14 protein-coding genes are annotated in these 14,772 nt (G+C 50.8%); 1 reads left to right on the top strand and 13 read right to left on the bottom strand.

Annotated features, from left to right (window positions below):
- Positions 1–192: 192 nt before the first annotated feature.
- The 3 genes from VFK44_08505 to VFK44_08495 form a co-directional block, all read right to left on the bottom strand.
- Positions 193–639, bottom strand: coding sequence for a GatB/YqeY domain-containing protein (locus VFK44_08505; protein ID HET7628415.1), 447 nt, complete (start codon positions 637–639; stop codon positions 193–195).
- A 15-nt stretch (positions 640–654) separates the two neighbouring features.
- Positions 655–834, bottom strand: coding sequence for a 30S ribosomal protein S21 (gene rpsU / locus VFK44_08500; GenBank protein HET7628414.1), 180 nt, complete (start codon positions 832–834; stop codon positions 655–657).
- Between the two features lie 86 nt (positions 835–920).
- Entirely contained in the window at positions 921–1,853 is a 933-nt protein-coding gene (locus VFK44_08495; GenBank protein HET7628413.1) for a GNAT family N-acetyltransferase, read from the bottom strand.
- A gap of 42 nt (positions 1,854–1,895) precedes the next feature.
- On the opposite strand from VFK44_08495, the gene VFK44_08490 reads away from it, so the two are divergent.
- Positions 1,896–2,822: a Na/Pi symporter gene (locus tag VFK44_08490; GenBank protein HET7628412.1), complete on the top strand. Its 927-nt coding sequence runs from the start codon at positions 1,896–1,898 to the stop codon at positions 2,820–2,822.
- Here the strand turns inward: VFK44_08490 and deoC are convergent.
- From deoC to lepA, 10 genes are all read right to left on the bottom strand, one after another.
- Positions 2,806–3,462: a deoxyribose-phosphate aldolase gene (gene deoC / locus VFK44_08485; protein ID HET7628411.1), complete on the bottom strand. Its 657-nt coding sequence runs from the start codon at positions 3,460–3,462 to the stop codon at positions 2,806–2,808. The genes VFK44_08490 and deoC overlap by 17 nt on opposite strands.
- Before the next feature lie 28 nt (positions 3,463–3,490).
- On the bottom strand, positions 3,491–4,840 hold the full coding sequence (mtaB, locus tag VFK44_08480) for a tRNA (N(6)-L-threonylcarbamoyladenosine(37)-C(2))-methylthiotransferase MtaB (GenBank protein ID HET7628410.1): 1,350 nt from the start codon (positions 4,838–4,840) through the stop codon (positions 3,491–3,493).
- 5 nt (positions 4,841–4,845) lie between these two features.
- The gene (locus tag VFK44_08475) at positions 4,846–5,595 is read right to left on the bottom strand and encodes a 16S rRNA (uracil(1498)-N(3))-methyltransferase (GenBank protein ID HET7628409.1); all 750 of its coding nucleotides are present in this window, start codon (positions 5,593–5,595) and stop codon (positions 4,846–4,848) included.
- A gap of 4 nt (positions 5,596–5,599) precedes the next feature.
- Entirely contained in the window at positions 5,600–6,538 is a 939-nt protein-coding gene (gene prmA / locus VFK44_08470; protein HET7628408.1) for a 50S ribosomal protein L11 methyltransferase, read from the bottom strand.
- A 24-nt stretch (positions 6,539–6,562) separates the two neighbouring features.
- Positions 6,563–7,696, bottom strand: coding sequence for a molecular chaperone DnaJ (gene dnaJ, locus VFK44_08465; GenBank protein ID HET7628407.1), 1,134 nt, complete (start codon positions 7,694–7,696; stop codon positions 6,563–6,565).
- 170 nt (positions 7,697–7,866) lie between these two features.
- Entirely contained in the window at positions 7,867–9,705 is a 1,839-nt protein-coding gene (gene dnaK / locus VFK44_08460; protein HET7628406.1) for a molecular chaperone DnaK, read from the bottom strand.
- Positions 9,706–9,742: 37 nt separating this feature from the next.
- Positions 9,743–10,360: a nucleotide exchange factor GrpE gene (gene grpE, locus VFK44_08455; GenBank protein ID HET7628405.1), complete on the bottom strand. Its 618-nt coding sequence runs from the start codon at positions 10,358–10,360 to the stop codon at positions 9,743–9,745.
- A gap of 79 nt (positions 10,361–10,439) precedes the next feature.
- Complete coding sequence (gene hrcA, locus VFK44_08450; GenBank protein HET7628404.1) at positions 10,440–11,471, bottom strand: heat-inducible transcriptional repressor HrcA; 1,032 nt, start codon at positions 11,469–11,471, stop codon at positions 10,440–10,442.
- A gap of 110 nt (positions 11,472–11,581) precedes the next feature.
- Entirely contained in the window at positions 11,582–12,715 is a 1,134-nt protein-coding gene (gene hemW, locus VFK44_08445; GenBank protein ID HET7628403.1) for a radical SAM family heme chaperone HemW, read from the bottom strand.
- Positions 12,716–12,735: 20 nt separating this feature from the next.
- Positions 12,736–14,550 carry a translation elongation factor 4 gene (gene lepA / locus VFK44_08440; GenBank protein ID HET7628402.1) on the bottom strand — a complete coding sequence of 605 codons (1,815 nt, stop codon included), beginning with the start codon at positions 14,548–14,550 and terminating at the stop codon, positions 12,736–12,738.
- Positions 14,551–14,772: the final 222 nt, after the last annotated feature.

Genomic DNA, 14,772 nt, shown 5'->3' with positions numbered 1-14,772 from the left:
TCTTGTAATAACATACGAGCAGAAAGGAAAAAAGTTTCAATGGACTAAAAAAACATCCCGAGCAAGGATGTTCATGCTGTCGAAAGCGCTTCGGCATTTTTGAAGGTGCATGCGAAGCTTTTTCGAACAAGAAAAGTGCGGAGAAAGTCAATGGTTTCTCCGCACTTTGAACGTCCCGAAACGAGACGTGCTTTATTTCGATAACTTTTGCTGGACCAAGCGATTCACATGCGAACCGTCCGCTTTCCCTTTGACGCGAGGCATGACGACGGACATCACCTTGCCCATGTCGCCTTTTTCTTCCGCGCCGGTTTCGGCAATCGCTTCGTCTACGATCCGTTCAAGATCTTCTTCAGACAAAGGTTCGGGCAAGTAGGCTTGGATTACCGCGATATCAGCACGCTCGCCTTCCGCGAGATCCTCGCGTCCGGCTTTTTCGTACTCTTGGAGGGAGTCTTTGCGCTGTTTCAATTCGCGGCTCAACACCGTAATTTCCTCATCTTCTGAAAGCGCTCTACCGAGTTTGATTTGCTCGTTTTGCAACGAGGACCGAATCATCCGAAGCGTGGACAATTTCTTCTTTTCTTTCGCCTTCATCGCTTGTTTCAAATCTTCAGTGAGTCGATCTTTCAAGCTCATCGGAGTACTTCCTTTCTAAAACTTGCGATTTTTCTTCCGGGCAGCCTCGGATTTCTTTTTTCGGCGCACGCTTGGTTTTTCATAATGTCTGCGCTTCTTCAACTCCTTCAACGTACCGTCTTTCGAAACAGAACGCTTGAAGCGGCGCAAAGCATCATCAATGGATTCATTTTTGCGAACTCTTGTATCAGCCATGAATTTCCCTCCCTCCGCAAACTTGAAGCAAGTTCGTCCCGATTCGCGGGGCGAATTTACTGATTCTGTAAGGTAAATGGAGACGATCACTTGCCATTATAATATACGCGGTGACTCCGGTCAACCGAAGGCAAAGTCTTTCGCCCGTAACACGTCCATCTCGTGCAATGAAAAGAACGCAGCCAATCGCGCGAAGCAACCGCGTCGGGCGGCAAGTCGACCCAAAGGTCACGGCCGGCCTTCTCCGCTTCCCTGGCTGCCGTGTGCCACAAACCCGGATCGTCGATCACGGACGTATCAAAAATTTTCAAATGCAAATAATCTTTCCCTTTTGTGTCATTCATGAGAAGGAAAAACTGGCCGCCGGATTCATACATCCGTCCGTTTGCGACATAATCGGCGCTGAACAAGTCCGCTTCGAAAGGAAGAGGGTAATAACACGCATACGGAAACACCGTTAGAGGACGATCCATCGTCTGCACGGCCGAAATCAGCCGTTCGCGTTTTTCGGAGACGTCTTCCACCGGCTCCCAGGAATCTTCCGGAAACGGAAGCTGCGTGCGCCATTCCGACAGCCGCTCAAAGGCAAGCACACAAGATTCATACACCGACAAACAATCCAGCTTAAGTTTTTCGGCAACATGACGCATCGCGCCGTTTGACCATTCCGTAGAAAGCCCGATCCAATCCGCTGTTTCTTGCCGTTCGATTTCGCCGCAGATCAATGAAAGCAGTTTCGTCGCCAATCCATGGCCGCGATAGCGCGCGTCCGTTCGAACCCGGCCGAGGACGGCATAACGACCAGCATACAACGAATAGGCAGCCATCGCGAGCAATCGTCCTGCAGAAAAAACGCCGTAAGTCGCTTCTCGCCGAACGGATTCCCGGAAAATTCTTAAAACATAATCATCGGCAATGCCTGATTGCAACTGCTGCAACGCTTCGTAATCATTAACGGATAATCTGCGAATATGTGTTTCCAAGTCATGCATTCCTTTCGACGCAAACAAAGCAATCATGCTTGTGCATCCTCGTCCATAGAATGACAATAGGTGATGCAGGTGAATCAATGGCTCAGTTTATTCGCCGTTCTCATAAGTGTCTTTTTGTTCGGCATGACCGTGATGAGAATCGGGTTGCAATCCATTTCTGAAAAACATATGCGAACGGCACTGTTAAAAATGACCAACACGCCCTGGAAGAGTTTTCTCGTCGGGGTGGCAGCCACGGCAGTCGTTCAGAGCAGTTCGGCCGTCATGGTTCTTACCGTCGGTTTGCTTGCCGCGGGAATGATCCGCTACAAGCAAACGATCGGTATCGTTCTCGGCACGAACATCGGCACGACGTTCACCTTAGAGTTGTTTACATTTCACGTCACCGATGCCGTCATACCGTTACTCATTTGCGGCGCCGCACTTCTTTTCTCGCGCCGGCAACGACTTTTCTCCACTGGCTGCGTCCTTTTCGGCCTTGGTGCCGTCTTTACGGCGATGAGCAGTCTCGGAGAATTGGCCGGCCCGCTGGCACAATTGAAAACGATCCATCGCCTGTTGATCATGACGAATCACGACGTGATCACAAGCGCAGCCGTCGGCGCGTTCTTTACCGCGATCATTCAATCCAGCACCGCTGCTACCGGCATTGCGATGACGTTCATCAACGAAGGCCAATTGACCCTTAATGCCGGAATCGCATTTATGCTCGGCGCTAACATCGGCACTTGTGTCACCGCATGGATCGCCGCCATCAGGGCTAACAAAGCGGCCAAACTCGCCGCTTACACCCATATCGCGATCAATGCAGCCGGTGTCGTTGTTTTTCTCCCTTTCGTCCCATTGTTAGGCACATGGGCCGCATGGTTCACGAGCGTACCGGGAACCCAGCTCGCACACGCCAGCGTGCTGTTCAACAGCGTTTGTTCCCTCGCGATACTCCCGTTTGCCGGGCCGCTCGCGTCACGGCTCGAATCTTTCAACACTCGCCGCTGACAATCGCCACGCCGGCGCTGGCACCGATCCGCGTTGCCCCGGCACGGACCATCGCCTCTGCCGTCCGGCGGTCGCGTACCCCGCCCGACGCCTTTACGCCCACATCGGCACCGACCGTCTCCCTCATCAATGCGACGTCCTCAACAGTCGCTCCGCCTCCGGCAAAGCCCGTCGACGTTTTGACGAATTCAGCGCCAGCGCGCACTGCCAGCCGGCACGCGCGCACCTTTTCTTCTCTCGACAACAGCGCCGTCTCAATGATCACTTTCGTGATCGCCGCGTCGCCGGCAGCTTCGACAACGCCGCGAATGTCCTGTTCAACGAGTGTGTCGTCCCCGCTTTTCAGAGCGCCGATGTTGATGACCATGTCCACTTCGGTCGCTCCGTCACGGATCGCTTCTCGGGTCTCAAACACCTTCGTATGCGTCGTCGAAGCCCCGAGCGGAAAACCGATGACGGTACAAACTTTTACTTCTGAATCTTTCAGCAATGCCGAAGCGGCCTTCACCCATGTCGGATTTACGCATACAGAGGCAAAACCGTATGCGGCAGCTTCCTTGCATAACGTTTCAATTTGTTGTTTCGTCGTCTCCGGTTTTAATGCCGTATGATCAATCAATGGAGCTAATCGTTGTGTCATGAATGCTGCTTTCCTTTCTTCTCTTCGGTTATTGCGCGATCGAAGGACGAACGTCGTCATCCATGACGCGCACAAACTCTCCTTCATTATACGGATAGCCGGCTTTCGTGATCTTCACTTTCACGATGCTGCCGACCATCTCTGCGGAGGCCGGAAACTTGACGCGCAAATAATTGTCGCTGTAACCGACGTACAATCCGTCGGACGCATTTTTTTTGAACGGTTCTTCCGGAATGACTTCAAGCACTTCGCCTTCATACCGCGAAGCGTATTCCTTCGCCAACTGATTCGACAAATCGATCAATCTCCGCACCCGTTCGTGCTTCACGTCTTCCGGAACTTGGTCTTTCATTCGAGCGGCAGGCGTCCCTGTACGAATCGAATACGGGAATACGTGCAATTCCGCAAATCGGTTATCCGTAATGAAATCAACCGTTTCCTGAAACTCTTCTTCCGTTTCCCCGGGGAAACCGACGATTACGTCAGACGTCAAGGCAAAGTCCGGTAAGGCTTGACGCAGCAAAGCCAATTTTTCAGCAAAAAATTCAGCCGTATACTTGCGGCGCATCCGTTTTAAAACGGTATTCGAACCGGATTGCAGCGGAATATGCAAATGGCGCACGATTTTCTCCGAATGGTTTAAAACATCGATGACTTCGTCGGTCACTTGGCTCGCTTCAATGGAAGAAATGCGAATGCGTTTCAAACCCTCGACTTTCGCTTCAAGATCACGCAAAAGCTGGGCAAAGTTATAATCTTTCATGTCCTCGCCGTATCCGGCCGTATGAATCCCCGTAAGCACAATTTCTTTATAGCCGGCATTCACGAGCTGCTGCGCTTGTTTCATTACCGCTTGCGGTTCCCGGGAACGCAGCAAACCTCGGGCCCACGGAATGATGCAGAACGTGCAAAAATTGTTGCAGCCTTCTTGAATTTTCAGCGACGCACGCGTCCGGTCGGTGAACGTCGGAACTTCCAGTTCTTCGTAAACCCGCGTTTTCATGATGTTGCCGACCCCGTTGATCGGCTCACGTTCCTTTTTGAACTGTTCAATGTACGCGATCATTTTTTCGCGGTCCTGAGTGCCTACAACAACGTCGACACCCGGAATGTCCATCACTTCTTTTGAAGATGTTTGCGCGTAGCAACCCGTCACACAGATGACCGCATCTGGATTTTTGCGGATCGCCCGGCGAATCGTCTGACGGCTTTTTTTATCGCCAGTATTTGTAACGGTGCACGTATTAATGACGTACACCTCGGAGCGTTCATGAAAATCTTTTCGTTCGTAACCGTGTTTCTTGAACACGTTCCAAATCGCCTCAGTCTCGTAATGATTGACCTTGCAACCTAAAGTGTGAAAAGCCACTGTAGGCATGATGTTCACCTCATTAACTCAAAATGGTAAGAAATCGCCGAAAGCATATATAACGCGACGGTTTCGGTGCGTAAAATTCGCGGGCCGAGGCCGCAGGAGACAAACCCTTTTTGCTGCAGCAAGCGGACTTCCTCTGTCGATAAGCCGCCTTCAGGTCCAACGACCGCCAACAGCGACTGCCCGAGGGAGATTGACTGGACCAAGCCTGCGAAATTCGACTGTTCCCCGGCTTTCGCCTCTTCTTCGAATGCGACGAGTTTCACATCGTATGACTCGCTCTCGGTAAGCAATTCGTCAAAAGTGCGCGGATATAAAATTTCCGGGATGCGGCACCGGTGCGATTGTTCAGCCGCTTCTTTCGCGATTTTCCGCAACCGCTCCGATCTTTTTGCTTTCTTCTTGTCGTCCCACTTCACGACGGATCGTTCTGCAAGGAAAGGCATGACGCGATGTACGCCAAGTTCCGTCGCTTTTTGGACGACGAGATCAAGCTTGTCCGCTTTCGGGAGTCCTTGTGCGATCGTCACGCGAACCGGCATTTCGCTCGTGTCATCGACCATTTGTTCCACAACGGCGACGACGCGGTCATTCGTCACTTCTTGCAGCGAGCATTTCGCGCATCGTCCGTCGTTGCCGCAACAAATGATCGCATCCCCCGGCCGCATTCTCATTACCCGGCTGATATGTTTCGCATCATCTCCGGTGATTTCCAGCTGTTCGCTGCCCAGCGAATGCTCTAAAAAATAACGCTGCATCCCGTCACCCGCCGTTTCTTGCAATCAAGGCGATCCAGTCTTCGCTTTGCAAACGCTCCACAATCGCAAAGCCGTGCTGGCGCAACGCTTCTTCCACTTCCGCGCCTTTCGCCTTGATGATGCCGGAAGCAATGAAATAACCTCCCGGTTTTGTCGTCTTCGCAGCATCGGCTGGGAAACGTAAGATGATGTCGGCGAGCAAATTGGCGGTGATCACGTCCGCCTGCTGCACAACACCGTCGAGCAAATTGTTTTGTTTCACTGAAACGATGGATTGAACCTTGTTTAATTTTACATTAAGGCGCGCGCTTTTTACAGCGACATCGTCAAGATCAAACGCCGCGACTTCGGACGCGCCGAGTTTGGCGGCGGCGATGCTCAAAACTCCTGATCCGGTACCGACGTCGATCATCCGATCCCCTGGACGAAGCACCTTTTCGATCGCTTGAACGCACAACTTCGTCGTCGGATGCGTCCCGGTACCAAAAGCCATGCCCGGATCAAGTTCGACGAGAATTTCGTTTTCGGCGGCTTCATACGTTTCCCAAGTCGGAATGATCGTGATCCGCTCGGTAATTTTTACCGGTTTGTAATATTTCTTCCACGCGGTAGCCCACTCTTCTTCATGCACCTCGCTGATCGTTACCGTGTTGCGGCCGAGATCGATATCAAACAACATTAAATGATTGATCGCTTGTTTAATTTCCTCAACCGTTTCTCCCAAGAAACTGTTCATCGGCAAATAAGCCTTGATGAGCACACCGTCGTCGGGATAATCGTCCGGGTTTAATTCATACGCCATCCCATAGATCGTATCCCACTGTTTCACCAAATCCTCGGGATCTTCGATGACGACGCCGCTCGCCCCAGCTTCGTGCAATATGTTCGAGATCGGTTCTACCGCTTCCTGTGTGGAATGAATGCAAATTTCGGACCAGTTCACGTCCGAACACTCCTTTGATCCGAATTAAAATGAATCACCTTTAAACGCGCGCTTCATTTTTGAAAAAATCGTGTCGTGTTGTCCTTCCGCCACTTCATCTCCGCTGATTTCAGCCAATCGCTTCAAGAGTTCCCGCTGTTCGTCGCTGATCCTTTTCGGCGTAACGACGCGGATTTTCACATGTTGATCGCCTTGGCCATACCCTTTCACGTTCCGAATTCCTTTTCCGCGAAGACGGAAACTCGTTCCCGACTGCGTCCCTGCCGGAATCTTCAGCTTCACACGCCCGTACAGCGTAGGCACCTCGATTTCGTCTCCGAGCGCCACCTGCGGGAACGTGACCGGTATGTCAACATAGACGTCATCGCCTTCACGTTCGTAAAATTCGTGCGGATTCACACGAAAGACGACGAACAAATCGCCCGGAGGTCCTCCGTTTACACCCGGTTCTCCTTTTCCGGATACCCGGATTTGCTGGCCGTCGTCAACGCCGGCGGGAATTTTGACATGAATTTTGTTTTGTTTCCGTACCGTACCCTTGCCACGGCATGTTGCGCACTTATCCTTCACGATTTTGCCGGTTCCGTTGCAATAGCTGCAGACGCGCCGGTTAACAATCCGTCCGAACGGTGTATTTTGTTCAATGTTCAGCTGGCCGCTGCCTTTGCAATGTGAACACGTTTGCGGTTTCGTTCCCGGTTTCGCGCCGGAACCGAAACAAGTCGAGCATTCTTCCTCGCGCGGAATCTTAATGTCCGTTTCCTTCCCAAACGCCGCTTCTTCGAATTCAAGAGTCATCGTAAATTGCAAATCGGCCCCTTGCCTCGGAGCGTTCGGATCGTTGCGGCGGCCGCCGCCGCCGAAAAACATATCAAAAATATCGCCGAACCCGCCGAAATCTCCGCCGTTGAACCCTTGAGCTCCGCCGAACCCTTGATTTGGTCCGCTGTGTCCAAATTGATCGTATTGCGCTCGCTTTTGATCATTGCTTAGCGTTTCATAGGCTTCCTTTGCTTCTTTGAACTTTTCCGCGGCGTCTTCGCCAGGATTCACATCCGGATGGTATTTTCTCGCCAATTTCCGGTAGGCTTTCTTGATCTCATCCTGGGATGCGTTTTTGTCAACACCGAGCACTTCATAGTAATCTCGCTTGCTCATGATTTACCACTCCCGATTTCCCTTCACATACGCCTAATGTTATCATCTAAGACTCGACCTCTGCAATCTTTGGCCGTTCCGCCATGAAACGTTTCTGCCGGCGCTGTTTATCTTCCATGAGAAAAAAAGTCAAAGCCGAGGCATGCCTGACTTTGACTTTCTCTCGCACACTACTTTTTGCCTTCTTGATCGTCGTCTTTCACTTCTTCGTAATCGGCATCAACAACGTCGTCTCCCGCTTTTCCTTCCGCTCCGCCTTGCTGTCCTTCACTATTTTGCGCCGCCTGCTCGTACAGTTTCACCGAAAGCTGCTGAACAACTTCCTGCAACGCTTCCTTCTCCTTCTTGATCGCTTCGAGATCAGAGCCTTCGAGCGCCTTTTTCAACGCTTCTTTTTTCTCTTCGGCTTGTTTCTTTTCGTCGTCGCCGACTTTGTCGCCGAGGTCTTTCAACGTCTTTTCGGTCGTGAACACCATTTGATCGGCTTCGTTGCGCAGATCAACTTCTTCGCGGCGCTTCTTATCTTCTTCGGCATGTTCTTCCGCTTCGTTCACCATGCGTTCGATTTCTTCGTCGGACAGGCCGGAGGATGATTTAATCGTGATCGACTGCTCTTTGTTCGTTCCTTTATCAACGGCACGAACGTTGACGATCCCGTTCGCATCGATATCGAAGGTGACTTCGATTTGCGGAACGCCGCGAGGGGCCGGCGGGATGTCCGTCAACTGGAAGCGGCCGAGCGTTTTGTTGTCGGCGGCCATTTGACGCTCGCCTTGAAGCACGTGAATATCCACCGAAGTTTGGTTGTCAGCGGCCGTCGAGAAAATTTGCGATTCGCTCGTCGGAATCGTTGTGTTGCGTTCGATCAACTTCGTAAAGACTCCGCCCATCGTTTCGATGCCGAGGGAAAGCGGAGTGACGTCCAGCAATACGACGTCTTTCACATCACCGGCAAGTACGCCCGCTTGAATGGCTGCGCCGAGCGCCACGACTTCATCAGGGTTGATGCCTTTATGCGGATCTTTGCCGGTTACCTTCTTAATCGCTTCCTGAACGGCAGGGATACGGGTAGAACCGCCGACAAGAATAACTTTGTCTACATCGCCGGTGGACAGCCCCGAATCTTTCAGCGCTTGACGGGTCGGGGCCATCGTTTTTTCGACAAGGTCGGCCGTCAATTCTTCAAATTTGGCGCGCGTCAACGTCAATTCGAGGTGTTTCGGCCCCGATTCGTCGGCCGTAATGAACGGCAGGGAAATTTGCGTTTGCGATACGCCGGAAAGATCTTTTTTCGCTTTTTCTGCTGCATCTTTCAACCGTTGCAGCGCCATTTTATCTTTCGACAAATCAATGCCGTTTTCTTTCTTGAATTCGCTGACGAGGTAGTCGATGATCTTCTCATCGAAGTCGTCTCCGCCGAGTTTGTTGTCTCCGGCAGTGGCTTTGACTTCGAAGATGCCGTCGCCGAGTTCCAGAATGGAAACGTCAAATGTACCGCCGCCGAGATCGTATACGAGAATCGTTTGATCTTCGTCCTCTTTGTCGAGGCCGTAAGCCAAGGCAGCCGCCGTCGGTTCGTTGATGATGCGCATTACTTCGAGGCCGGCAATTTTCCCCGCATCCTTCGTTGCTTGACGTTGAGAGTCATTGAAATAAGCGGGTACCGTAATAACGGCTTTCTCTACCTTTTCGCCAAGATAACTTTCGGCATCAGACTTCAGCTTTTGCAAAATGATCGCCGAAATTTCTTGCGGCGTGTAGTTTTTCCCTTCGGCTTCCACTTTATAATCGGTGCCCATGTGGCGTTTGATCGACAAAATCGTATTCGGATTTGTAATTGCCTGGCGCTTGGCCACTTCACCTACTTGGCGCTCGCCGTTTTTGAAGGCAACCACAGACGGCGTTGTCCGGTTTCCTTCCGGATTCGGGATAACGGCTGGTTCGCCGCCTTCCATTACGGCTACGCAAGAATTGGTCGTTCCAAGATCGATTCCGATAATTTTACTCACAAGAAACCCTCCTATTTTTCATACGTACATCTCGTTATTACTGCGTCACTTTCACCATTGCCGGGCGAAGGACACGGTCGTTCAAGACGTACCCTTTTTGCATCACTTCAACAACAGTATTTGGTTCGTGATTTTCATCTTCCACTTGCATGACCGCTTGATGATACTGCGGGTCGAAAGGTTTTCCTTCCGCTTCGATTTCCTGAATGTTTTCTTGCCCCAATACATCATTCAATTGACGGTGAACGATCTCCATGCCTTGCTTCAGCGATTTCGCATCTTCCGTCTCGGCTTGCACATTCAACGCGCGGTCGAAATTATCGATAACCGGAAGCAGTTTTTCCGCCAGCTTTTGCGAGCGGTACTTCGCGTCCGCAGCCTTCTCTTCTCGTGTCCGGCGCCGGAAATTATCGTAATCCGCCTGGGTGCGCAAGTATTTGTTGCGAAGTTCTTCTTTCTCCTTTTCCAACTGTTCAATTTGTTTCATCAACGCTTCCGTTGACACCTCCGCATCCGGACGACCTCCGGACTCCGATTCGTCGGCAGGCGGCGGATCCGCTTCTTTCCGATCTTCAGGTTCAGCTTGATCCGTTGCGTTTTCTGTTGCTTCCGCCGCTTCCTCTTGTTGCTGCTTTTTTTGCTCGTTCTCTGCCACCAACTTCACCTCCAAAGTTACACATGAAAGAATGGAAGAATGATTCTTCCACTCGGATTTATGAGCCTATTGAATTCGGTCATTCGTTTTCATAACGGCTTTTCAACACGCCTGCAAAATGTTTCGAAACGACATCAAGCAAGCTGACGACACGCGGATATTCCATCCGTGTCGGTCCGATAATCGCTATCGTGCCCATATGACGATCTCCAAGGGAATAATCCGCCGTAATCACGCTGCAGTCGGAAATTTCCTGGATGTCGTTTTCATGACCGATTTTTATATGAATGCCGTCGGATTTCGACCGCAGCAATTGGTGAATGATTTCCTGCTGCTCGATCGCGTTCAGCAATGTACGCACTTTCTCAATGTCATGAAACTCGGGCTGAGCAAGAATATTCGTTTTTCCACCGTAATACACCTTTTCCAACCCGTTTTGCGCAAACGTGTGGTTCAGCATTTCCATAATGCCTTCGTAAGGCTCGATGTTTTCTTTGAGAACTTCCGCCACCTCAACAAACAGCTTGTGCTTCAAATGGACGAGCGCTCGACCGCCCAACCTCATGTTCAAAATATTGACGAACTTCTCGATATCGCTGCGGTGAACGCCCGAGGGAATCGAGATGGTCCGATTTTCAACATGGCCGCTGTTCGTGACAAAAATCGCAACCGCCGTGGCATCAGTCAACGGAATGATTTGAATATGTTTTAATTTGGCTTCGAAGATTTCCGGCCCGAGGACGATCGACGTATACTTCGTGAAATCCGACAAAACGCCTGCCGTTTCCTGAGCGAGATCTTCGAGTTGAACGATTTTTTTGGCGAAAACGGACCGTATGTTATGGATTTCCTCTTTGCTCAACATAGCAGGTGACAACAAATGGTCGACGTAAAACCGGTACCCTTTTTCAGAAGGGATTCTTCCCGAAGAACTATGCGGTTTTTCCAAAAATCCCATGTCTTCAAGATCCGACAATTCGTTTCGAATCGTCGCCGGGCTGAACGTCACGTCATCTCGTTTAGATATCGATCGGGAACCGACAGGTTCCGCCGTTCGGATGTAATCATCGATTAGCACACGGAGCACAAATAATTGACGATCAGTCAACATGGTTGCATCACCCCTGTTAGCACTCCGTAAGGTCGAGTGCTAAATCTAATAAAAATGTACCAAATCGAAGCTGGAGTGTCAACGACTTCACCGCGATTCGTCAAAAAACTTCAAACAAACGCTTGGAACACTTCATTTCCGAGAAATAAGCCTTTTTTAGTTAAAAAGATCCGGTCATCCGCGACTTCAATCCATTTTCGCCCAGCAAGCGTTTCAAGCTCGCCGCCGAAAACCTCTTCCGCTCGTACGCCGAACCTCCGGAAAAAGCCGGTTCTCGAGACGCCGTCTGCCATCCGCAGTCCAAGAAACAGATGATCGCCCATCTGTTCACGCAAGCTGACTCGGGATTCCTCAACAAACGCGTCGCCTTTTTCCTTGATCAGGCGGATGTACTTCTTCGTCCAACCCGCGTTCACACGGCGCACGTTTTTCAAATAACCATGAGCGCCGGCCCCGAACCCGTAGTAATCTTCATTTTGCCAATACATCGTGTTATGGCGGCTTTCATAACCGGGAACAGCGAAATTGCTGATTTCATACTGCCGGAGACCGCGGGATCCAAGCGTTTCGATGATTTGTTCATACATTTCCGCCTCCGCATCTTCATCCGGCAACGGCAAACGCCCTTTTTTCAATCGGTTGTAAAACACCGTCCTCGGTTCCACTTGCAAAGAATAGATGGAAATGTGCTTCGTTCCATACGATAAAGCCGTTTCAAGCGTGGAAGCAAGCTGTTCCCGCGTTTGGCCGGGAAGACGAAACATCAGATCGATGGAGACGTTGTCAAAGCCGGCCTCCGAGATGAGTTCGATCGCATCGTGCACATGCTTTTCGGTATGGGGCCGGCCGACCGCCGCCAGCAATGAATCTTCAAACGATTGCACCCCGAGGCTGATCCGGTTGACGCCGGCTTCTTTCATCGTCGTCAATTTCGTTTTTGTCAAATTTTCCGGATTCGCCTCGACCGTAAACTCAGAAATGCCCCGAGACGGCGCAAGACGCTCACGGATGCCGTGCAAAAGCCGCGAAAATTGAACTTCGTTAAGAGCGGTCGGCGTCCCCCCGCCGATGTACACCGTCTCGATGCCTTCGCTCGGATACCGCCGCAAGGCATTTGTCATTTCAATCGCGAGAGATGTTAAATAATCGTCAACGGGCTGACCGTTTAAGAAATATTTGTTGAAGTCACAGTAATGACAAATGTGCTCACAAAAAGGGATATGCACATATGCGGCTCGTGCCACGAATCCTCACGCTTTCCGTTTTAATCTTCGTCCATTTTCAGCACCGCCATGAACGCTTCTTGCGGAACGTCCACTTTGCCGACCGTCTTCATTCGCTTCTTGCCTTCTTTTTGTTTCTCAAGCAGTTTTCTCTTCCTTGTAATGTCGCCGCCGTAACATTTCGACAACACATTTTTGCGCAAAGCCTTAATGTTGGACCGCGAGATGATTTTGTGACCGATCGCAGCTTGAATCGGAATTTCGAATTGCTGTCTCGGGATTAACGTTTTCAATTTTTCAACGATCGCTTTGCCTCGATCATAAGCAAAATCGCGGTGAACGATGACCGACAAGGCATCAATTTTTTCGCCGTTCAATAAAATATCCATTTTGACGAGCTTTGAAGCTTTGTAGCCGATCGGTTCGTAATCGAGCGAAGCGTATCCTTTCGTGCCGGATTTCAACTGGTCGAAAAAGTCGTAAACAATTTCGGACAACGGAATATCGTAAACAATGTTGACGCGATTTTCATCAAGATATTGCATGTCTAGAAAATCGCCGCGTTTCGATTGGCACAATTCCATGACGGCGCCGACATAATCATTCGGGGCCATGATCGTCGCCTTCACGTACGGTTCACGCACCTCGTCGATTTGATTCGCTTCCGGCATGTTGGAAGGATTATCGACGCTCATGTTCTCACCGTTCGTCAATTGCACTTCATAGATAACGCTCGGAGCGGTCGTAATGAGATCGATGTCAAATTCTCGCTCGATTCGCTCTTGAATAATTTCCATATGCAACAAGCCGAGAAAACCGCAACGAAAACCAAAACCGAGGGCTTGCGACGTTTCCGCTTCATACTGCAAAGCAGAGTCGTTCAATTCCAACCGTTCGAGCGCCTCTCTTAAATCATTGTACTGACTTGCGTCTACCGGATACAAACCGCAAAATACCATCGGCTTCATTCTGCGGTAGCCTGGCAACGGTTCCGTCGCCGGTTGTTCTGCTGAAGTAATCGTATCGCCCACGCGCGAGTCGCCGACCTGTTTGATCGAAGCCGTTAAATAGCCGACATCGCCCACGGTCAGCTCATCTTTCGGTACGGGTTTAGGCGTGAACACGCCGATTTCCGTTACTTCAAACGTTTTTCCGGTTGCCATCATCTTGATTTTTTCACCGACGCGAACCGTGCCTTCCGCCACACGAATGTAGGCGATGACTCCGCGGTACGGATCGTACAGCGAATCAAAAATCAATGCCTTTAACGGTGCCGCAGGGTCCCCTTCCGGCGCAGGGATTCTTTCCACGATTTGCTCAAGGATCTCATCAATACCGATTCCCGCTTTCGCTGAGGCCAGCACGACATCGGAGGCATCGATGCCGATCACGTCTTCGATCTCCTGGCGTACGCGCTCAGGGTCCGCGCTCGGCAAGTCAATTTTATTAATGACCGGAATGATTTCCAAGTCGTTTTCGAGTGCCAAGTACACGTTGGCAAGCGTCTGCGCTTCCACGCCTTGAGCGGCGTCGACGATGAGCAGCGCCCCCTCGCAAGCCGCAAGGCTGCGTGAAACTTCATACGTAAAATCGACATGCCCCGGCGTGTCGATCAAATGAAAAATATAGTCTTCACCGTCTTTCGCTTTATACGTCAGCTGGACGGAATTCAATTTTATCGTGATGCCGCGTTCTCTTTCCAGGTCCATCGCATCGAGCATTTGCTCTTTCATTTCCCGTTTCGAAAGCGCGCTCGTCTTCTCCAAAATTCGGTCCGCGAGCGTCGATTTCCCATGGTCGATGTGCGCGATGATCGAGAAGTTGCGAATTCTCGACTGTCTGTCCTTTTTCGCCATGATTTCATTCACTCCCGTACTTCGACACTAGGGTTGATTATAGCACTCAGCCATCGCTTCGTCGAGTAGACGACGTTAGATCAACCGGAAGCATCCGCTTCTTCGAACTTGCCGCGGGTTGGTCGTACCCTTGCCCCCTTGTCGTCGAGTAGACGACGTTAGATCAACCGGAAGCATCCGCACCAATGGGTCGGCCGAACCCGCTCATACAAAAGAAAAGCC

The organism is Bacillales bacterium, from assembly GCA_035700025.1.
In the GTDB taxonomy this organism is placed as follows: Bacteria; Bacillota; Bacilli; order Bacillales; family DASSOY01; genus DASSOY01.
Note: the sequence above shows the minus strand (reverse complement) of the source record. Positions and strands in the feature narration are given on the sequence as shown.

Bases quoted from the DNA above. Each gene is read 5' to 3' on its own strand.
- VFK44_08495 (HET7628413.1), bottom strand. From the start codon at position 1,853: ATGATTGCTTTGTTTGCGTCGAAAGGAATGCATGACTTGGAAACACAT.
- dnaJ (HET7628407.1), bottom strand. From the start codon at position 7,696: ATGAGCAAGCGAGATTACTATGAAGTGCTCGGTGTTGACAAAAACGCA.
- VFK44_08505 (HET7628415.1), bottom strand. From the start codon at position 639: ATGAGCTTGAAAGATCGACTCACTGAAGATTTGAAACAAGCGATGAAG.
- rpsU (HET7628414.1), bottom strand. From the start codon at position 834: ATGGCTGATACAAGAGTTCGCAAAAATGAATCCATTGATGATGCTTTG.
- mtaB (HET7628410.1), bottom strand. From the start codon at position 4,840: ATGCCTACAGTGGCTTTTCACACTTTAGGTTGCAAGGTCAATCATTAC.
- VFK44_08475 (HET7628409.1), bottom strand. From the start codon at position 5,595: ATGCAGCGTTATTTTTTAGAGCATTCGCTGGGCAGCGAACAGCTGGAA.
- deoC (HET7628411.1), bottom strand. From the start codon at position 3,462: ATGACACAACGATTAGCTCCATTGATTGATCATACGGCATTAAAACCG.
- hrcA (HET7628404.1), bottom strand. From the start codon at position 11,471: ATGTTGACTGATCGTCAATTATTTGTGCTCCGTGTGCTAATCGATGAT.
- lepA (HET7628402.1), bottom strand. From the start codon at position 14,550: ATGGCGAAAAAGGACAGACAGTCGAGAATTCGCAACTTCTCGATCATC.